The sequence below is a fragment of the Mycolicibacterium wolinskyi genome, assembly GCF_002101965.1.
GTDB lineage: Bacteria > Actinomycetota > Actinomycetes > Mycobacteriales > Mycobacteriaceae > Mycobacterium > Mycobacterium wolinskyi.
In genome coordinates this window covers 112,119-130,071 of record NZ_LQQA01000004.1, presented here as the reverse complement: position 1 = coordinate 130,071, position 17,953 = coordinate 112,119, and the positions used below count along the sequence as shown (strand labels likewise).

17 protein-coding genes, 4 tRNA genes and 1 pseudogene are annotated in these 17,953 nt (G+C 64.3%); 12 read left to right on the top strand and 10 right to left on the bottom strand.

Annotated features, from left to right (window positions below; all coding sequences use genetic code 11):
• Positions 1-23 precede the first annotated feature (23 nt).
• Positions 24-728: a TVP38/TMEM64 family protein gene (locus AWC31_RS01250; RefSeq protein ID WP_085142020.1), complete on the top strand. Its 705-nt coding sequence runs from the start codon at positions 24-26 to the stop codon at positions 726-728.
• A 3-nt stretch (positions 729-731) separates the two neighbouring features.
• Here AWC31_RS01250 and AWC31_RS01245 read toward each other — a convergent pair whose 3' ends face one another.
• Together AWC31_RS01245 and AWC31_RS01240 are read right to left on the bottom strand one after the other, a co-directional pair.
• The gene (locus tag AWC31_RS01245; RefSeq protein WP_085142018.1) at positions 732-3,110 is read right to left on the bottom strand and encodes a Tex family protein; all 2,379 of its coding nucleotides are present in this window, start codon (positions 3,108-3,110) and stop codon (positions 732-734) included.
• Positions 3,111-3,304: 194 nt separating this feature from the next.
• Positions 3,305-3,376: transfer RNA gene (locus tag AWC31_RS01240), tRNA-Val, on the bottom strand.
• A gap of 555 nt (positions 3,377-3,931) precedes the next feature.
• Between AWC31_RS01240 and AWC31_RS01230 the strand changes: the two genes are divergently transcribed.
• The 3 genes from AWC31_RS01230 to AWC31_RS01220 all read left to right on the top strand — a co-directional run bounded on the left by AWC31_RS01230 (position 3,932) and on the right by AWC31_RS01220 (position 4,194).
• A tRNA-Gly gene (locus tag AWC31_RS01230) sits at positions 3,932-4,004 on the top strand.
• Positions 4,005-4,032: 28 nt separating this feature from the next.
• Positions 4,033-4,106: transfer RNA gene (locus AWC31_RS01225), tRNA-Cys, on the top strand.
• Between the two features lie 13 nt (positions 4,107-4,119).
• Positions 4,120-4,194 (top strand) — tRNA-Val (locus AWC31_RS01220).
• An 84-nt stretch (positions 4,195-4,278) separates the two neighbouring features.
• Here AWC31_RS01220 and AWC31_RS37715 read toward each other — a convergent pair.
• A pseudogene (locus AWC31_RS37715) lies at positions 4,279-4,501 on the bottom strand (tyrosine-type recombinase/integrase); the annotation flags it as partial.
• Between the two features lie 44 nt (positions 4,502-4,545).
• Between AWC31_RS37715 and AWC31_RS01215 the strand changes: the two are divergent.
• Positions 4,546-5,583 carry a hypothetical protein gene (locus tag AWC31_RS01215; protein ID WP_133060059.1) on the top strand — a complete coding sequence of 346 codons (1,038 nt, stop codon included), beginning with the start codon at positions 4,546-4,548 and terminating at the stop codon, positions 5,581-5,583.
• Between the two features lie 17 nt (positions 5,584-5,600).
• Here the strand turns inward: AWC31_RS01215 and AWC31_RS01210 are convergent, their stop codons facing one another.
• A complete protein-coding gene (locus AWC31_RS01210) occupies positions 5,601-5,795 on the bottom strand; it encodes a hypothetical protein (protein WP_085142012.1) in 195 nt (64 codons plus the stop codon).
• 907 nt (positions 5,796-6,702) lie between these two features.
• A complete protein-coding gene (locus AWC31_RS01205; protein ID WP_085142010.1) occupies positions 6,703-7,572 on the bottom strand; it encodes a hypothetical protein in 870 nt (289 codons plus the stop codon).
• Positions 7,573-7,652: 80 nt separating this feature from the next.
• On the opposite strand from AWC31_RS01205, the gene AWC31_RS37055 reads away from it, so the two are divergent.
• Positions 7,653-8,003: a hypothetical protein gene (locus tag AWC31_RS37055; RefSeq protein WP_133060058.1), complete on the top strand. Its 351-nt coding sequence runs from the start codon at positions 7,653-7,655 to the stop codon at positions 8,001-8,003.
• Complete coding sequence (locus tag AWC31_RS01200; protein ID WP_085142008.1) at positions 8,000-8,404, top strand: hypothetical protein; 405 nt, start codon at positions 8,000-8,002, stop codon at positions 8,402-8,404. Before AWC31_RS37055 ends, AWC31_RS01200 begins: the two co-directional genes overlap by 4 nt.
• A gap of 236 nt (positions 8,405-8,640) precedes the next feature.
• Here the strand turns inward: AWC31_RS01200 and AWC31_RS38100 are convergent, their stop codons facing one another.
• Positions 8,641-8,775: a hypothetical protein gene (locus tag AWC31_RS38100; RefSeq protein ID WP_264051989.1), complete on the bottom strand. Its 135-nt coding sequence runs from the start codon at positions 8,773-8,775 to the stop codon at positions 8,641-8,643.
• A gap of 319 nt (positions 8,776-9,094) precedes the next feature.
• On the opposite strand from AWC31_RS38100, the gene AWC31_RS37595 reads away from it, so the two are divergent.
• Positions 9,095-9,490: a type I restriction endonuclease gene (locus AWC31_RS37595; RefSeq protein ID WP_207626270.1), complete on the top strand. Its 396-nt coding sequence runs from the start codon at positions 9,095-9,097 to the stop codon at positions 9,488-9,490.
• A gap of 90 nt (positions 9,491-9,580) precedes the next feature.
• Positions 9,581-10,315, top strand: coding sequence for a hypothetical protein (locus AWC31_RS37590; protein ID WP_207626269.1), 735 nt, complete (start codon positions 9,581-9,583; stop codon positions 10,313-10,315).
• A 540-nt stretch (positions 10,316-10,855) separates the two neighbouring features.
• Here the strand turns inward: AWC31_RS37590 and AWC31_RS37050 are convergent.
• The 4 genes from AWC31_RS37050 to AWC31_RS01170 form a co-directional block, all read right to left on the bottom strand.
• Entirely contained in the window at positions 10,856-11,359 is a 504-nt protein-coding gene (locus tag AWC31_RS37050; protein ID WP_133060057.1) for a hypothetical protein, read from the bottom strand.
• Positions 11,356-12,768, bottom strand: coding sequence for a hypothetical protein (locus tag AWC31_RS37710; protein WP_234816670.1), 1,413 nt, complete (start codon positions 12,766-12,768; stop codon positions 11,356-11,358). Before AWC31_RS37710 ends, AWC31_RS37050 begins: the two co-directional genes overlap by 4 nt.
• A gap of 483 nt (positions 12,769-13,251) precedes the next feature.
• The gene (locus AWC31_RS01175) at positions 13,252-14,433 is read right to left on the bottom strand and encodes a cytochrome P450 (protein WP_085142002.1); all 1,182 of its coding nucleotides are present in this window, start codon (positions 14,431-14,433) and stop codon (positions 13,252-13,254) included.
• On the bottom strand, positions 14,420-15,838 hold the full coding sequence (locus AWC31_RS01170) for an ABC1 kinase family protein (protein ID WP_085142000.1): 1,419 nt from the start codon (positions 15,836-15,838) through the stop codon (positions 14,420-14,422). Before AWC31_RS01170 ends, AWC31_RS01175 begins: the two co-directional genes overlap by 14 nt.
• 66 nt (positions 15,839-15,904) lie before the next feature.
• On the opposite strand from AWC31_RS01170, the gene AWC31_RS01165 reads away from it, so the two are divergent.
• From AWC31_RS01165 to AWC31_RS01155, 3 genes are all read left to right on the top strand, one after another.
• Positions 15,905-16,495: a TetR/AcrR family transcriptional regulator gene (locus AWC31_RS01165; RefSeq protein WP_067851311.1), complete on the top strand. Its 591-nt coding sequence runs from the start codon at positions 15,905-15,907 to the stop codon at positions 16,493-16,495.
• A gap of 106 nt (positions 16,496-16,601) precedes the next feature.
• A complete protein-coding gene (locus tag AWC31_RS01160; RefSeq protein ID WP_085141998.1) occupies positions 16,602-17,168 on the top strand; it encodes a TetR/AcrR family transcriptional regulator in 567 nt (188 codons plus the stop codon).
• 92 nt (positions 17,169-17,260) lie between these two features.
• Entirely contained in the window at positions 17,261-17,914 is a 654-nt protein-coding gene (locus AWC31_RS01155) for a biliverdin-producing heme oxygenase (RefSeq protein ID WP_085141996.1), read from the top strand.
• Positions 17,915-17,953: the final 39 nt, after the last annotated feature.

The window sequence follows — 17,953 nt, the reverse complement described above, 5'->3', positions numbered from 1 at the left end:
CATGCGGAAGAATCGTCGGCAGCATGTCTGACACCGACGAATCCGCGCCCATCGGCCGACGGCGCCACATCCTGCGCCTGGCGGCGTTCGCGGCGTTTCTGCTCGGCCTGTTCTACCTGGTCGCCGTGGCGCGAGTGGTCGATGTCGACGACATTCGCGCGACGGCCGCCGCGACCGGCCCGGTCGCGCCGCTGACCTACGTGTTCGTGTCGGCCGTCCTGGGCGCACTGTTCGTGCCGGGCCCGATCTTGGCGGCGGGCAGCGGTGTGCTGTTCGGACCGGTTCTCGGCACGTTTGTGACGTTGGGCGCGACGGTGGGTACGGCGGTGATCGCCAGGCTCATCGGCAGGCGGGCCGGCCGTGACAGCGCGCGGGCGCTGCTCGGGGCCGAGCGGGCCGACCGTCTCGACCGCCAGATCGAACGGGGCGGGCTGTGGGCCGTCGTCGGGCAACGCTTCGTCCCGGGCATCTCCGATGCGCTGGCGTCCTACACGTTCGGCGCGTTCGGAGTTCCGTTGTGGCAGATGGCCGTCGGCGCGTTCATCGGGTCCGTGCCGCGGGCGTTCGTCTACACCGCACTCGGAGCGTCGATCGGCGACCTGTCAGCCCCGCTCGCGTACACCGCCATCGGGGTGTGGTGTATCACCGCGATCATCGGGGCCTTCGCCGCGCACCGTGGCTACCGGTCGTGGCGCAACCGCGACCACACTCCGGAACCCACGCCGTAGGAGCTACTTGCCGAAACCGGCGTTGCGCAGCGCCTCGGCCATCGAGCCCATCGGCTTGTTCGAATCCCGCCGCCCGGAGTTGTTGCCCCGGTTCTGGCTACGACGATCCCCGCGGCCCTGATTGCCGCCGCCGTCGCGCCGGGGCTGACCGCCACGGTCATTGCGGTCCGGGCGCTTGCCCTGGCCGCGTTCCGGGGTGTCGTTGAGCCGCAGGCTCAGCCCGATCCGTTGGCGGTCCACATCGACGTCGACGACCTTGACCTTGACCACCTGGCCGGACTTCACGATCTCGTGCGGATCGGACACGAAGCGATCGGCCATCGCCGAGACGTGCACGAGGCCGTCCTGGTGCACACCGACGTCGACGAAGGCGCCGAAGGCCGCGACGTTGGTCACGACACCTTCGAGCACCATGCCGACCTTGAGGTCGGCGACCTTCTCCACGCCCGCGGCGAAAGTCGCGGTCGAGAACGCGGGACGCGGGTCACGTCCCGGCTTCTCGAGCTCGGCCAAGATGTCGGTGACGGTCGGGATGCCGAACCGGTCGTCGGCGAATTCGGCAGGCTTGAGCGAACGCAGGGTGCGCTCGTCGCCGATCAGTTCGGCGAGGCTGACGTTCGAGCGATCCAGGATTCGCCGCACCACCGGGTAGGACTCCGGGTGCACACCCGAAGCGTCGAGCGGGTCCTCGCCGTCACGGATCCGCAGGAAGCCTGCGCACTGCTCGAACGCCTTGGGGCCCAAGCGTGGAACGTCGAGCAGCGCCTTGCGGCTGCGGAACGCGCCGGTCTTCTCGCGGTACGCGACGATGGCTTCGGCGAGCGACTCGGTCACGCCCGACACCCGCGACAGCAGCGGCACCGAGGCGGTGTTGAGATCGACGCCCACCGCGTTCACGGCGTCCTCGACGACGGCGTCGAGGCTGCGGGCGAGCGAGCCCGGGGTCACGTCGTGCTGGTACTGCCCGACGCCGATCGACTTCGGGTCGATCTTCACGAGCTCGGCCAGCGGATCCTGCAGGCGTCGCGCGATCGAGACCGCGCCGCGCAGCGTGACGTCGAGTGACGGCAGCTCACGGGCCGCGTACTCCGATGCCGAGTACACCGACGCACCGGCCTCGCTGACCATGGCCTTGACCGGGGCATTGGCGCCGGCGGCCCGAATGTCGGAGATGAGTTCGGCGGCCAGGGCGTCGGTCTCACGCGAGGCCGTGCCGTTGCCGACCGCGATCAGTTCGACGTTGTGGCGGGCGATGAGCGCGGCCAGCGTGGCCTTCGCCTGATCCCACTGCTTCTGCGGCTGGTGCGGGAAGATCGCGCACGTGTCGACGACCTTGCCGGTGGCGTCGACGACGGCCACCTTGACCCCGGTGCGGAAGCCCGGGTCCAGTCCGAGGGTGGTGCGGGTTCCGGCAGGCGCGGCCAACAACAGGTCTTTGAGGTTGCGGGCGAACACAGCGACGGCGTCCTCCTCGGCGCGCTGCCGCAGGCGGATACGCGCGTCGACGGAGGCCGAGATCATGAGCTTGGCGCGCCACGCCAGCCGCACGGTGGTGGCCAGCCAGGGCGTCGCCGGGGCGTTCTTGGTCATGTCGATGCCCAGCGACTGGGCGATCATCGCCTGGTACGTCTCGTCGTCGCCGCCGTCGAAGGTCAGCGACAGCGCCTCTTCCTTTTCGCCGCGCAGGACCGCCAGCACGCGGTGCGACGGCATGTTCTCGAGCGGCTCGGAGAATTCGAAGTAGTCGCGGAACTTCTGGGCGGCAGGGCTTTTCGCGGCCTCATCGGAGGCCGGCGCCGTGCGTAGCGAACCGTCGGCCCAGAACTTTTCGCGGGTGGCGCCCACGAGTTCGGCGTCCTCGGAGGCCCGTTCGATGATGATGTGACGTGCGCCCTCCAGCGCCGCGGCGGCATCGGCGACGTTCTCGTTGAGAAACTCGCCGGCGACCTCGTCGGGTACCAGCGTCGGGTCGGCCAGCAGGCGCTCGGCCAGCGGCTCAAGCCCGTTCTCCTTGGCGATCTGAGCCTTGGTGCGCCGCTTGGGCTTGTAGGGCAGGTAGATGTCCTCTACGCGGGCCTTGGTGTCGGCGGCCAGCAGCGCGGCCTTGAGCTCGTCGGTCAGCTTGCCCTGCTCCTCGATCGACGCCAGCACTGCCTCACGCCGCTGATCGAGCTCCCGCAGGTAGGTCAGGCGCTCCTCCAGGGTGCGCAGCTGACCGTCGTCGAGGCTGCCCGTGACCTCCTTGCGGTACCGCGCGATGAACGGCACGGTCGAGCCCTCGTCGAGCAACTGGACGGCCGCCGCAACCTGACGCTCCCCCACGGCGAGTTCCTCGGCCAGGCGGGCGGTAACGGATCTGACGACAGGCAAGCTCTGAGTCACGTCGGAGGACCCTACCGAATCCGGCCGACAACCCTCCGTCAGGAAGCGCTGTGTGTCGTTGGCTTGGCTTCGGCTTCTTCAGGCGAATTTCCGAGGCGGCATACGACCTTGAAGTGCGATATCACATGCGATATCGCACTGTCTGAAACGAGGGATCACACCTGCCGAGTGGCAGGTGATCGGGGCGAACTGAGTGGTCCCGGCTGGGTTCGAACCAGCGACCTTCCGCGTGTGAGGCGGACGCTCTCCCACTGAGCTACGAGACCGGGGAACGACGTCGAAGACTAGCACGCTTGGCCGGCGCGGCCAGAATCGATATCCCCGCGGTCATGTCACCCGGTTTGCCAGGCATGAACGCCACCGCGCATCGAAGGCCCGCCGAAATGGCGTTTCTCATACTCGCCTCGCCTTTCACGGGTTGCTGCCCCGCTCACGTCGGGATGCCACAGCTCGACTGATCCGACGGACCGCGCTCCCAGTGGCGGTCAGGGCCCGGCGCCCGACATCGGCCGAACGCCACAACGACGAACTCCCGGCCTTCACGCCGCCGCCCGTGGGTTGCATCCTCGGCGCCGGCGAGCCGTCGCGTACGGCGACCCACGGACGGCCGGAGCACTGCGGCGCGAAAGCCTGCGATGGCGGGATCGCCGGCCGGGACTCGGTGACGGGCCATGGTTTTGCGATTTCCCGCGTTGGGTACGACCGGTTCTGAAACACTGATTTTGGGCGCTCGTTCCCCGCCCGTAATGGGGATTTGTGTCTGCACGCCTCAGTGGACTAGTGTTCTGCTTCGCGACGGGCGACGATCTCGCTCGTGGCGCGCGGATGTAGCGCAGTTGGTAGCGCATCACCTTGCCAAGGTGAGGGTCGCGGGTTCGAATCCCGTCATCCGCTCGAAGGTGCGAAAGGCATCAACCCCCGCGGTGGAGTGGCCGAGTGGTGAGGCAACGGCCTGCAAAGCCGTGCACACGGGTTCGATTCCCGTCTCCACCTCCAAAAGTTTCGACCAGCGCGATTAGCTCAGCGGGAGAGCGCTTCCCTGACACGGAAGAGGTCACTGGTTCAATCCCAGTATCGCGCACCACCATCTGACCAGTTCAGACGGTGTTTTGGGGACCTGCAAGACACCCCATGCCCCCACACGTGCCCCCAGCCGTCGGAGGGCGCTTTAGCTGAGCTGCTTTTGCTCCGCGCCGCTCCCCCACTTCACGGTGATTGCCGCTCCCTGCGCGGCCCGGCGCATCGCGTCGTCGTCAACGGCGGTGTAGACGGCCGTAGTGGTGGGCTGGCGTGGCCCAACAGTTCCTGGACGGCCCGCAGTCCCCGGTGGCGCGGTAGGCGGTGGTGGCGAAGCGGTGACGCAGCGCGTGGCCCGTCCACCTGTCTGGCAGCGCGCTAGCGATCCGCTTATCGAAACGCCATTACCGTGGTGTGGATGGTGAATCTAGACCGCCCCCGCGAGTCCACCGTCAGGCAGCTTTACGCGCTGTCGATGAACCAGTGCGCGTTCCCCGACTGCTCGACGCAGCTGGTGACCGCTGAGACCGGGACCATCATCGGAGAGGTCTGCCACATCCACGCGCAGAACGTCGGCGGGCCGCGGTACCTGGCGTCGCAGACCGACGAGGAGCGGCACGGGTTCGACAACCTCATCCTGATGTGCCGCAACCACCACAAGGTCATCGACACCACCGCGAACCTGGCCATCTATACGGTGAAGTGGCTGTTGGACACCAAGCGTGCCCATGAGGACAAGGCCCGCGAGTCCGGTGAGATCGCCGCCCCGCCCGACGTGATCACGGCGCTGCTGTGGACCGTCACCGTGTACGAGGCCGGGGCCACGCACATGGACTTCCGCAACGCCGTGTTCAAGGTCGGTGGAGAGGGCGGGAGTCTGGCTGGCGGTGGCGGCTCGGGCGGCGTCTTGACCATCGTGGGAATCGCCAGCCTGCCCTCCGACGTCGAGCGCGAAATGAAGATCGACCTTGCCGGTGGTAACGGTGAATTTCCCGGGTCTGGCGGCGGGGGCGGCGGAGTACTGGTGTTTCAGGGCCGACCAGCAACTGCGGAGGACGTGGATCGCGGTCTCGCCGTCCGACTCCTGTTCCCTGCAAACAGCATCGCGTTGTCCGTCGATGGTCTGCTGGATCTCGTGGGCGGTGGATGGGAGTACTACTGGGTTCCCGAGTTCCCCTGTCGCGCAAACATCCACGTGGCGTTCGTGGTCGAGTTCGGAACGATCGAGCCGAACACGCTGCTCGGGTTCAACTTCACGGTGACCGATCAGTCGGGCGTCGAGTGCGGTCAAGGTTCGGCCGACGTCGCGGTGCCAGAGCCGAAGGGGATGCTCAACCGACGTTGCGCTGCGGCCGGTTTTGTGTTCGATGCCAAGAATCCCGGTCTGTACGAATTGACAATGCATTCCGCTGTCACACGGTTTGCTCGATACACGTTTGAGGTCCGGCTTCGGTGATTGCGTTCGAGCAGCTGTCACATCAGGTCCAGGAGGGTCGCCGCGACCGTCAACGCACGGGCCACCCCGAGCGGGTTGTCCCAGTCGGCCCCACGGCCGGCCAGCAGCACACGGGCACGGTCACGCGGCACCTCCGCCGGATCGTCCTCGGTGATGGCCGTATGGTGGGGGTCGGCGGGGTTGGTCGGCGCGGTGTAGGTGTTGGTCGGCATGGTGGTGGCGGTAACTCTGACTACGCCGAATCTACAAGTGGCACAAGCTGTTTACGAAACTGCAGACTGATACGCATATGCGTGCACCAGCGGTTGCGCGCGAACCAACCACCAGAAACTCGCAACGGAGGTACCGTGGTGGTGTAGCCGACGCGCCGGTCAGCGCGGAGGCATCGCAGGGACGCGCAGATGGACCTCCGCCGCTACACCCCCAGACAAACGGCAGCCCGACCCCCGATCACCGGGGCCGGGCCACTGGGCACCGTATTTCGATCGACCCACCCAAAGAACCCCTTCGGGTCAGAAGGAACCCGGTCAGGGCACCGCCCGCATATCGCACCAACAGCCGAACGCGTTGGCGTGCAGCGATCAACGAGCAGAGTGGTTCTCAGCCACGTAGGGCGGCGGCGCGCGCATACACGCCCAGCACCTGGGCCTGCTCATCCATCTGACGAAGCACCATCACCGACGCCTGATAGTCCCCCGCCATCGCGTCGGACCAGTTGGCCCCGTATCAACGACTCCGACCGCTCCAAGAACATCGCCCCCGATTGAGAGGCCAGCACATCGTGTCTGGCATCGCCTGCCAACGCCTTCTGCATGATCGCGTGGACCGTGCTGGGCGACCTCAACCCCACCACCGCCCCAGCCTCCCGGTAGCTGGCACCGGCCAACACCAGCTGCACCACTCGACGGTCCCGGCGCTCGCAATCTACCCGCTGCAAATTGTGCGATTCTACGGTGCAGCAACGAGATAGCATCGAGCTGAGTCCGCCCTGGTCAGCGGCACGATCAGGTCGGCCCGGACTCATTGCGGCAGCGCGAAAATCGTTCGGTTGACGCCCTGGGGTACAACCCCTGACGAGTGCCAGGGGCGGCGACCGGCGCGCCGAGTTTCGACTCCCGGTTAGGTGTAGACCTCGTCGTCGTAGCCGGTACGCAGTAGGTCGGCAGCGAGGGTCCAAACGACCCGCATTCGCTGGTGTATGAGTTCCATCGCGCCGGGGATTGGGCTGGGGTTCAACTGGCGACCGGCGACATACGCCTCTCGGAGTTGCATCTCGACGTACATGGCGTTCTGGCCGGCCAGGTTGAGATTGTCGAGGGCGTCGTGGATCTCTTGACGTTGGACCAGCAGATGGGCGGCCGCGATTTCTTGAACCATATTCTTTGCGGCCAAAGACAATTCCTTGCTCAATTGATCCATCCCGTTGACTCGGTCCTCATACTTATCGAGCCGCGCGATCTTCGTGCCTTCATTCCACAACTTGGCCAGTTGGTGACCTAGGGCGTCCACCGCGCGGTTGAGCACCACGACCTGTTGCTTCTGCGACTGCTCCAGCAATTGGACACGCTGTATGCGCGCCAGCTCACGCTGGTTCGCCATCTCTACCTCGTGCAGTTCGCGGGAATGTGTCAGTTCACGTGCTGAGCGCCGCTCGGCGGCTTCAACCTCCTGGACGGTGCGCGTGTTAGCGGCCTCAATCTCGGCTTGAAACCGCGTGGCTGCTTCCGCGGCGTCGTCCTTGGCCTGTCGGCGGATAACGACCGACTGCCATAGCGCCACCACGACGGCTCCGATAGTGCCGACGGCTGCGAAGGGTTCCCAGACGTTGCCCCAGTTGATCCGGGGATACTTCTCCATCAAGTCGATGGATTGAAGGACGGCGATCACCAAGATGGCCAGCGCAATGGCGCTTGAGATGACTGCGATTGACCCTTTGGTGTCGGCCCACCATTCGCGCCACCACCGCTTGAAATTACGCCACGCCCCCATAGGCGGGAATCTAGCGGGCTATACCGACGGGCGGTAGTAAGCAGCCCGAACGTGTCGGTGCGCGCAGCCACACTGAGGGCATGAACCTTGACAGCGGACCACGTCGCGGAGTCGTCAGTTGGTACCAGGAGGTCGGCGACCCCTGGACCATCAAGGGACGGGTAGACCGAAGTCCGCGTCCAAGGAGCGATCTTGCGGCCGATGCGGACGCAGGGTCGGAAGCAGGTCCAGTTGCCCACTACTGCGTCATCACAGCGTTGGATCATCTGGGCTCGGTGGTGGACGCGATGGTTCGTGACGAGCCGATGCGCCACTACGCGCCGTTCACCTCGCTACGAACAGCCCTCCTGGCATCTGCGCGGGCGCGGTGGATGCTCGCGCCTGACGAGTCGCGCGAGCGTCAATACGTTGCTTACAAATCGAATTCGTGAATATAGACGAGCAACGCAAGGCCTTCCAAACGATGGCCGGCACCGCCGCCAATCACAATCTGGCGCAACAGGCAGACGCCATATTGGCTGGATTTGACGACGCGATATTGCCGCTCAAGTCTCGCGCGGACACGTTGGGCGTCGAGTTGAAGAAGCCCCCCGACACCTTATCGATGTTGAATACGTTGATCGCTGCCAAGTCTGCCGATGGGTTCACCGCGCTGCACCTATGGCGCATCGGGTCGTCCACCGCGCACGGCTATCACTGGTCGGACACTCAACGCCCGGACTCCCATCTATTCGATGACAGCGGGTTCGATATGGCCCTTCATGCCGCCCGTCTATTCGTCAGGGAGGCCATGGCGACATACGAGCGCCGGGCGGGGCTTATCGGACGCTAGAGCGGCGGCCGCGCGGACGACAGGAATGACCAGTCCCCGGACCGCGAACGCGCTCATGTGCGGTTGGTGACGGCGGGCTGGACCAGCCATGGCCCCGCCTTATCCAGCTGTCCGGAGCACCCGCTGTTCCACCAGCTGGTGAACCCGTTGGCGGGTGACGCCCATCTGGTGGGCCGCCTCTTCAACGGTGACGAACCCCCTCCAGCTGGTCGGCCGTCACGTGAGCATTCAGCGCGTCATCCCACCACGCCATCGTCAGGCAGCCATATCCACGACGGCGAGCTGCTGGGCTTGAGCACGCCGACACCGACGCGGGTTTCCGCGCGCAGGACAGCCTGGTTCTTGGTGACCAGCACACCGCCCGCGTCCACGTCGATCCGTACGCCCTCACGGACGTACAGCCGGAGCTGGTTCCAGCACCCAACACGGCGGTGCCCTCTGGGACGGACGGCGACACCACGCGGGGGGTGGTGGGGCCGAACACGTTGCCACTGCCCGCGTTGCCGTTCTGGTAGCCGTCGACCAGGAACCCCGCGTCGGCGGCGTCCGCGCCGCCCTACTGGAAGCGCAGGACGTCGATCGCCTGGGCATCGTTGGGGTGTAAGACCCACCCGTTCTTGCAGCGAACACCTGAAAGTTGTCGCCTTTATCCTCTACAGTCTGCCGCGAGGGTCAACAGAGGGGACAGCCATGGCATTTTCTGACGGACTTGCGACAATTGCCAACAAGATCCGCGACATGCGGCACTCGGTACTGACCGAGGAGGCAACAAAGAACGCGTTCATCATGCCGTTCATCTCGAATGTGCTTGGTTACGATGTGTTCAACCCGTCCGAGGTTGTGCCGGAATTCATTGCCGATGTCGGAGTCAAAAAGGGCGAGAAGGTCGACTATGCGATCTTCAAGGACGGGCAAGTTCAGATACTAATGGAATGCAAAAAGATCGGCGACCCGCTAGACCTCCGTTACGCATCCCAGCTGTTCCGCTACTTCGCTGTCACGTCGGCCCGCATCGCCATCTTGACGAACGGACAGCAATATCATGTCTACACCGACGGCGACATGCCGAACCGAATGGACGAATAGCCATTTCTGATCTTCGATCTTCTAGACATCGATAGAACGCTGGTCCCTGAGATCCAGAAGTTCTCAAAGGAATCATTCGACATCGACTCGGTGGTAAACGCCGCCGAAGAACTCAAGTACATAGGCGGTATTCGCCGGATCATCGCAGCCGAGGTCAAAGACCCATCCGAAGAATGGGTGCGTTTCTTCGTAAACCGCATCTATGAGGGCCGTACCACGCAGAAAGTTGTCGACCAGTTCAGACCGCTGGTGGCGAAGGCGCTCAATCAGTACGTGGGCGATCAGGTCAACAGCCGACTGAAGACTGCCCTCGGCGACGACGCGCCAGACCCGAATCGCTCGACAGAAATCGTTCAATCGAACGCTGCGCCGCAATCTCCGATCGGGCAGGCCGCAATCGCTGAAGCAGTAGTGGCCACGGCCGACGGAGTGACTGACCCCGGCGTAGTGACGACAGATGAAGAACTGGAAGGGTTCAACATCGTTCGGGCGATCGCGGTGTCCGAGGTTGCACCGGAACGTGTCCATTATCGGGACAGCAAGTCCTACTTCGCGATTCTGCTCGACGACAACAACAGGAAGCCAATCATTCGGCTGAACCTCAACGGTAAAAGTGTCAAGTTCGTGACAACCTTCGAGCACGGCAAGGACGCTGGCGTTCGGCGCGACATTACGTCGGTGGTGGATATCTACAAGGTCGCAACCGACGAGATCCGCCAGACCATCCGACGCTACGAAACCGGCGGTGCCGGTGCAGAACTCAACGGGCAGCCGAGCGAGCCGCTGCGCGCAGTACCTGAGAAGCCCATGCCACCGCAACCGTGATCCTCGAACACGCCACATCACGCCACATCGCCAGCCGGCCTGTCGCCGGATCAAAAGGCAAATGCTTGTAATGGTCCAGCGATTATGCCGCGCCTGCAGCCACCGCAGATAGGCCGCCCGATGACGGCCTCCACTTGGGGCCGTAGCTATCGCCGTCCCACGATAGCTGCCCTCAATCCGCAAGGTGGTAAATGCGCAGCTCGGCCGGCATCGGCAACCGATACAGCACCGACATCTCCCGTTTCGTGGCCAAACCGTAACGTCGGCCAAGTCATTCGGAAGTCCAACTGAGGCGATCAGCTCTCCCCGAGGCCAACAGCTGCTGACGTGCCTCGACTACCAGCGGATGCATGATGGGCCTTGCCCCGGATCGATTTTCGGCCCCCTCCGGCCGGTTTGGCCTCAAACGAGCCGGCCCGGCGATGCGCGCCTTGCGTATGGTGACGGCGCGCAGCGAGCACGGCGAGCTATCACCGAGCTCTACCGATGCCCGCGAGCTAGCGCCACGCGCGTGTGTAGACCGCCAGGCATCATGGCGAGCTACTCCCCTACAGCTGTCAGAACGATGATCGGATCATGTTCTGCGAGAAAGGCCTTCGTCTTGATCTTCGTCGATGTGAACGCCGCGTCCAGCTCGGGACTCGTAAGATAGCCTCCAGTCGGCAGGCTCCCGCGCAACGTGTTCCACACGTCGGGCGCCTCGTTCGACGGAGCAGGTTGGTACCGCTGTTTCAGATCGCTCGCTGTGCCGGGAGTCAGCTCCACCACCGAGTCGATCCAGTAGAGGGAAGGTCCGGCCACGCGCGGATCGCCCATATCCCCGCTCACCCAGGACGCCGCCACCGGGGTTCCTAACGCTGCGAACCTCTTGGTAAGTGGCTCAAGTTCGTGGCGTACCGGGTTGGAGGTGCTTTTACCTGCCGGCTCATTCATGCTGGTCTCCGTCGGGCGGGGATTGCCTGGCGTGGGCGAACATCCAGCGTTGAACACAATCAACGGCAGAGTCGCGGTCAGTACGAGTGCTTTGGCGATCCGATGCGTCACGGCACTGATACTCCTGTATTGCGATTGTTGTCGGGCCATTCGACACCGCCGGGACTTCCTCTACCGTCTGCCCTGTCTTCACGCCCTGGGTTGAACTGCGGTGATCCCTCGCCGGCTTGTGTTGGTGCACTGCCCAGCTCCCAAGTGATCGTCCTGGTGATTTCTCCATGTGAGTCAAAGGGTTTGGCCCAGCCGAGTTCGGTGAAGCGGCCATTTTCGTTGTCAGCTGCACCCGTGGCAATATCCGCTTGTCCCCGATTGAAGTTGTAGTGGTCTTCAGCGTGCACAGTGACTGTCATCGTCACTTTGTTCCCCTCAACCTGAACGTCCGCACTGCTCCACTGTTGATAGCCGCCAATAGCTTTCTGCCAGTTCTCAGTGGTTGGATAGGCTTCGGAGGGTACTGGGTCACCGGTCATCGAAAATGATGTGTTGCCGGCACGAATAAGTTCCTCTGCACCTTGTTGTGCGCGAGCAATTTGACCGTCGACATTTTTTCTAATTCCAGGGTCCTCCTGATAAGCTTCTTCGTAATCAAACTCAATGGGTTCGCCGTTGTTATCCCAATAATGCCGGTACATCTGGGTAGCGTCGTCAAGATCCGATCGAATCATTCGGCCCCCTGCTAGCTTTGCCAGCCATTCCATTCGCTTGACATAGTCTTGCCACGTCGGCTTGGCGGAACCGTACTCGAAACCTTCATCCCATTCGAGTTTGGGCTTGGTCGGCGGCGCGATCACAAACTCAGGACCGCCCGGTTCTCCCGGTAGCGCTCCGGGCGAAGCTTTGGGCTCGCCCTCTACGTCTTCTTTGACGTCAGTTTCGTCGTCGCGACCGAACATGCTTACCTGAGTGTCGTCTGATCGCCCGCCGAATTGAATCCCGTCAAGCTCACCCGCTTTTGACTCGAGCCTCTGTCCGACAAGATGATCAGTCTGGCTGAGTTGTTCGGCGGTCCAACGGATATTTTCGGCGTGCTCCCTGGCAGCCGTCTGACGGGCAGCCATGGTGTCGATATCGACTCTCCGAACATCAGTCACTGATAGGTCCTCACCGACCCTAAAACCGTCGGACTCGGCTTCGCTGATCGCCTCAAGCGCTTTGCGTTGTGCTGCCTTTATGTCCACGCTGCCGTTCTCGGCAATTCTGGCAGCCTCGCGCACTACACCAGCTTGACTGCGGACCACAGCGACATCGGCGGTGACGCGATCGACCGCAGCATCTTTGGCGTCGCCCTCCCAGTCCGTACCACCAGGTGCGGCGACGTTTCGCTGATGCTGTTCAAAAGCGTCTTCGGATTCGATAGCCGATGTTTTCCAGTAGGAAGCCGCACTATCGAGGTCTGAGGTGTCCCAGTTCTCGATCTCCGAACGGGTCGGTTGACCGAGAGATGGACTGATTGCGTTCATATCGTGCTTGAAATCGAGGCAGCACCGTTATCGTCGGTGGAGGTGTAGACAGCGCTGCTCGTCGATAAGTCGCGGGCTTGGCCTGAGATGCGATTCGATTGACGGTCACGTGCGGACGTAAGCGCCGCGTTGAACGCCGCAACACCTGCACTGCTCGCCCGCGTACTCATCGCTGCGCCCAAGGCCGCTCCACTCAATGCCGAGGCTAGGGAGGCGCTACTGGCAGCGGACGCACGGAGACCATCAGCGTTCACTTCTAATTCGTTTGCCACGCCAATCCCCCAACCGGCTAACCTGCTGGCAGCAGCCTACCGTACTGTTGCTGCACCTGGTTGCGCCGATCGCCAACGCCCGAGCCGATGCGGACCTCGGTGGCATTGCCGTGCGTGGAGGCTCGTGCCCTCGCGGGCGGCTACTCCTTGCTGGAGACCCACGCGAAACCGGCAGCCGCGCTGATAGCCCATTTCATCCGGCGAACCGAACCTACGCGTCAAATACCATCGGAATGCGCAGTGCCCCGCGGATCGCCGGAGTATCGCGCCAGACCGGCGCGCCAACGAGCCTGGGCCGACGGGCGAGGATCTTCGGGAGCGCTGTGCTGATTTCCAGCCGAGCCAAGCTGGCGCCGAGACAGTGGTGCGCGCCGTAGCCGAAAGTCAGTGGGGCGGGCCCGGTTCGGTCGATACGAAGTTCACCGGGATCGTCGAATACCCGCGGATCGCGGTTGGCGGCGGCCACCACGACGAGCGCCGTCGCCCCCGCCTCGACGGCGACGTCACCGATCCGCGTGTCTTCGGTGGCAGTCCGTAGCGCCGCTTGGACAGGGCTGTCGAGGCGTAGTAGCTCGGTCATGACTGCCGGGTCGGCAGCGTCGATGTGATCGACCAGCCGGGTTCCGTCGGGGCGTTCGGTGAGCAAGCGAATCAGGCCGGCGCCCAAGAGATTTGCTGTTGTTTCATGTCCGGCGACGGCGATCAGGATCGCAGTGATGACGACGTCCTCAAGTTCGAGATCGGGATCGCCCCCGATGAAGCTCAGGAGGTCATCGCCGGGATGTTGCCTGCGGTCGGCGGCCAGTGGCAGGAACTCTCCCATCAGTTCGGCGGCCGCGGCCGCTCCGGCCCGGGTCTCGTCGGTGTCGGCCAGGGTGCCGAGCATCCGGATGATCGCCGGTGACAGCTCGGCGAGCAAGTCCGCGGTGCCGGGATCCAGGGCCAGCCATTCCGCGACGACTCCCATCGGGATCGGCAGCGCGATCCGGGACATGAAGTCGAATTCGGTGTCGGGCGCGGGTTCGTCGATGACGGCGGACGCGATCGCGTCGACCCCTTCGGCGAGCCCGGTGACGAACGTGCGCGTGAACACGTCACGCACCGATCCCCGCAGCCGTCGGTGGGTCGCGCCGTCGGCGATCAACATGGACCGGCCCGAGAACTGCAGGCTGATCGGATCCATGTTGGCGCGGGCGATCGGGTTCGCCATCGGGTCACTGGTCCACTCCTTGCCACCGAGCACCCGCCGCGCGGTCTCGTAGCCAAGGACGAGCCAGCCGTGGGCGACGTCGTCCCACACCACGTCACCGTGGGCGCGGCAGGTCTCGTAGAATGGGTACGGGTCCGCGGCATCCCACGGCAGCCGGGCCGTGACCACCTCACTGCTCGTCATGGTGATCCATCCCAAACGGCAAGCCGCGCTGGCGGACCCAGGCAATGTGTTGCTTGCCCAGGTCCGAGACGGGTTCGATTACGCCGTCCATGTCATCGAGCGATGCTCGGGCATAGAACGTCGCTCCCAACGCGGTGAAGATCGAATTCATGGACAGGTTGAGCCGGGAGAAGAACACGAAGTCCGCCGGCACCGACATGCGGCGCACGGGATGGTCGGTGGCGCGCACATCGAGCAGCGACCGGACCGAACGTTCAGACGCCTCCCGCGTGTAGGTGACGGGCTGAGGAATCAGCAACTCGTGCATCAGCGTCGACCACCACTGGTATGCCTCTTCGGCAGTCAACGTGGAATCCTCGGCGAGAAAGCCGGATTCGGCCATCACATCGCGCAGATCTTCCTTGCGGCCCTCTACGACGGCGCGGGCCATCCGCAACATCTGCCAGCGACGTTGCCATGGAAGCACTTTCACGCAGCCGAAGTCGACGAACCCCACGGTGCCGTCGGTGCGGAACCGGTAGTTGCCGGGATGCGGATCGGCATGGAACAGGTTCGAGTGGCGATAGGAACCGGTCAGCATCCGTGAGATGACCTCGGCCCAGCAGTTTTTCAGGTCCTGGTCCGCGGTCAGCGCCTCCGCCCAGTCCATGCCATCCAGGTACGTCATGGTCAGCACCCGGTCGCCCGAGGCCTCCGAGACCACCTCGGGGATCCGGATGTACGGGTGATCGCGGTACAGCTCGCTGAACGCCGTGATGTTGGCGGCCTCGTGCCGATAGTCGAGTTCTTCGGAGATCCGTTCGGTGAGCTCCTGAGACGCCCGGCGCAGATCGGGCATGGATCCCGGGACCGTCGAGTTCATGAAGCGGACGAAGGTGGTCAGCAACTCGGCATTGGCAAGATCATCGCGAATCGCTTCTGCCACACCGGGATACTGAACCTTGACGGCCACCTCACGCCCGTCACGCATCGTCGCGCGGTGCACCTGGCCGATGGACGCCGCGGCCATCGGCTCATCGGAGAAGTCGGCGAACACGTCGGCGACAGCGCGGCCCAGATCGGCCTCGACCACCTCGCGAGCCAACCGGGCATCCATCGGCGGGGCGTCGCCCTGCAACCGGGTCAGCGCCCGTTGATAGGGCGACAGCTCGCCGAAACCCACCGCGGTCGCGTCGACCATCGACACCATCTGACCGGCCTTCATCAGGACGCCCTTGGAATGCCCGAGCAACTCGGCGTACCGCTCGGCCGTGCGTTCGTGGAAGCGGTCGACGGCACCGGCATCGCCGGCCTGCTTGCGCAGCGCCGCCACCACACGCCCTCCGGCAGCGCGGGCGGTGAAGCCCGCCAGCGGCATCGTGCGACGGACCCTACCCCGGGGAACCGCGCGGTCTGGATCCGCCATCGAGCCCTCCCTCACCCTGCTAAAGTGTTTACTTGACGATACTAAGTGAACACTTTGGAGCGGTCAATGACGGAGACGACGACCCGCGACCGCCTGGTGACCGAGGCGATGCGGCTGTTCAGCGAGCAGGGTTACCGGGCGACCAGCGTCGCGCAGATCGAAGCGGCCGCCGGCCTGGCGGCGGGGTCGGGCGCGCTCTACCACCACTTCAAATCCAAGGAATCCCTTCTTGAGGCGGGCATCGACCGCCAGCTGGACCGCAGGCGAGCGATGCATGACATCCGGGCGATGTTCGCCGGACTCGGCGATCTGCGCACCGAGCTGACCCTGCTCGGCAGATACCTGCTGAATGTCATCGACGAGGAGAGCCAGCTCCTGCAAATCGCCGCGCGCACACCGTCGGATCGCTCGTCGCGCCTCAACGATGCCTACGCCGCGCTCGTCGACGGGCTCTACACCGAACTCGACGACTGGATCCACGGGTGGGTCGCCGATCTGGAGCCCGCGCAGAGCCGAACCATCGCGACAGTCGGCATCAACGCGCTGCTCGGCAAGCGTGCGACGGCCATGTTCTTCCAGGCCGCGGACACCCCGGACGACGAGTACCTCACCGAGTGGACGACCATGCTGGCCGCACGGATCACGCCGGAGTCGTAAGTGCGATATCGCACTGAAGACGGGTTGTCGGGCCGGACCCACGACACGCCCGGGCGGCGTGTCGAACCCACAGCTTCACGGGCTGCGGCCGGCGTTAGAGTCGAGCGTGCCCAGGATCAGCGCCGCATCGGTTGAACAACACCGCGAGCAGGTCCAGCGGCGTGTTTTCGCCGCGTTCGCCACGCTGATGGCCGACCACAGTTTCGACGCCATCACGATGGCCAAGCTCGCCGCCGTGGCCGGTATCGGGCGCACGGCGATCTACCACCACTTCCCCGACAAGGACGCCGTGGTGGTCGCCTTCGTGTCCCATGAGACAAGCCGGTACCTCGAAGGACTTCGGGCCGCGCTGGCCGAGGCCGACAATCCGCGGGAACGCCTGTCGGTCTACATCCGCCATCAGCTCGACGCCGGGCAGCAATTCCACATGGGCATGGGCGTTCACCTCTACGGCGCGCTGTCGGAGGACGCGATGCTGGCGATCCGCGAGCACGTGGTGGTGGTGGAAGAGGTACTCCGGGAGATCTTGACCGAAGGGGTGGCCGCGGGAGAGTTCGTCGTGGAGGACGAGACCGCCACGATGTCGTTGATCCACGCCTGCCTTGCGCCACGGCATCTGCCGGTGGCGGCGATCGAACGATTCGTCCTGCGTGCGTTGGGCGCGAAAAGGTAAACCCCCACGCCGTGCGATGCGGTGCTAGGTTTTCTGACAGATTGTCGGCATCATGTTGACAATCTGTCGTTAAAACTCACCTGGAGCGAAGCATGCCGAGCGCCGTTGTCCCCGAGGCCATCCGATCGTTGTCCGCCGCGATGCGCGAGAACTCACAGGCCGAGCACGACGCCGCCGAGCAGTCTTCGTTCATGTCGGAATTGCTGAGCGGCCGCGTCAACGAACAGGGCTACGTCGACTACCTGGTGCGGCTGCGGGCCATCTACGCCGCACTCGAGGACGCCGTACGCGCCCATCACGCCGACCCCTTGATTGCCGCCGTCTACGACCCGGCACTGGAGCGGCTCGGCCCCATCGATGCCGACCTCGACCACTGGGCGCCCGACGCTCCGCGGGTTGTCGACTCACCTGCAACACGCGAATATTGCGGCCGGATTGCCGAAAGTTCCTGGGCCGGCTCACTCATCGCCCATCACTACACCCGCTACCTCGGCGACCTCTCGGGCGGACAGGCCATCGGCCGCATACTCGACCGCACCTTCGGCCTGAACGGGGCCGGCCTGAGTTTCTACGCTTTCCCGATGCGGCCCAAGCCGTACAAGGACGACTACCGGGCTCGCCTGGACGGCCTCGCCCTGAGCACCGACGAGGCCGAAGCCGTCGTCAATGAGGTCAAGGTCGCGTTCCGGCTGAATCACGCGCTGTTCGACGAACTCGCACACAACCTGTCGACGTACCGACGCTGAGCTAGGTGTGAGTTTGCGGAGGAGCCAATTTCTCCGCAA

Bases quoted from the DNA above. Each gene is read 5' to 3' on its own strand.
- AWC31_RS01215 (WP_133060059.1), top strand. From the start codon at position 4,546: ATGGTGAATCTAGACCGCCCCCGCGAGTCCACCGTCAGGCAGCTTTAC.
- AWC31_RS37595 (WP_207626270.1), top strand. From the start codon at position 9,095: ATGGCATTTTCTGACGGACTTGCGACAATTGCCAACAAGATCCGCGAC.
- AWC31_RS01205 (WP_085142010.1), bottom strand. From the start codon at position 7,572: ATGGGGGCGTGGCGTAATTTCAAGCGGTGGTGGCGCGAATGGTGGGCC.
- AWC31_RS01175 (WP_085142002.1), bottom strand. From the start codon at position 14,433: ATGACGAGCAGTGAGGTGGTCACGGCCCGGCTGCCGTGGGATGCCGCG.
- AWC31_RS37055 (WP_133060058.1), top strand. From the start codon at position 7,653: ATGAACCTTGACAGCGGACCACGTCGCGGAGTCGTCAGTTGGTACCAG.
- AWC31_RS01210 (WP_085142012.1), bottom strand. From the start codon at position 5,795: ATGCCGACCAACACCTACACCGCGCCGACCAACCCCGCCGACCCCCAC.
- AWC31_RS37710 (WP_234816670.1), bottom strand. From the start codon at position 12,768: ATGAACGCAATCAGTCCATCTCTCGGTCAACCGACCCGTTCGGAGATC.
- AWC31_RS01250 (WP_085142020.1), top strand. From the start codon at position 24: ATGTCTGACACCGACGAATCCGCGCCCATCGGCCGACGGCGCCACATC.
- AWC31_RS01155 (WP_085141996.1), top strand. From the start codon at position 17,261: ATGCCGAGCGCCGTTGTCCCCGAGGCCATCCGATCGTTGTCCGCCGCG.
- AWC31_RS01165 (WP_067851311.1), top strand. From the start codon at position 15,905: ATGACGGAGACGACGACCCGCGACCGCCTGGTGACCGAGGCGATGCGG.
- AWC31_RS01170 (WP_085142000.1), bottom strand. From the start codon at position 15,838: ATGGCGGATCCAGACCGCGCGGTTCCCCGGGGTAGGGTCCGTCGCACG.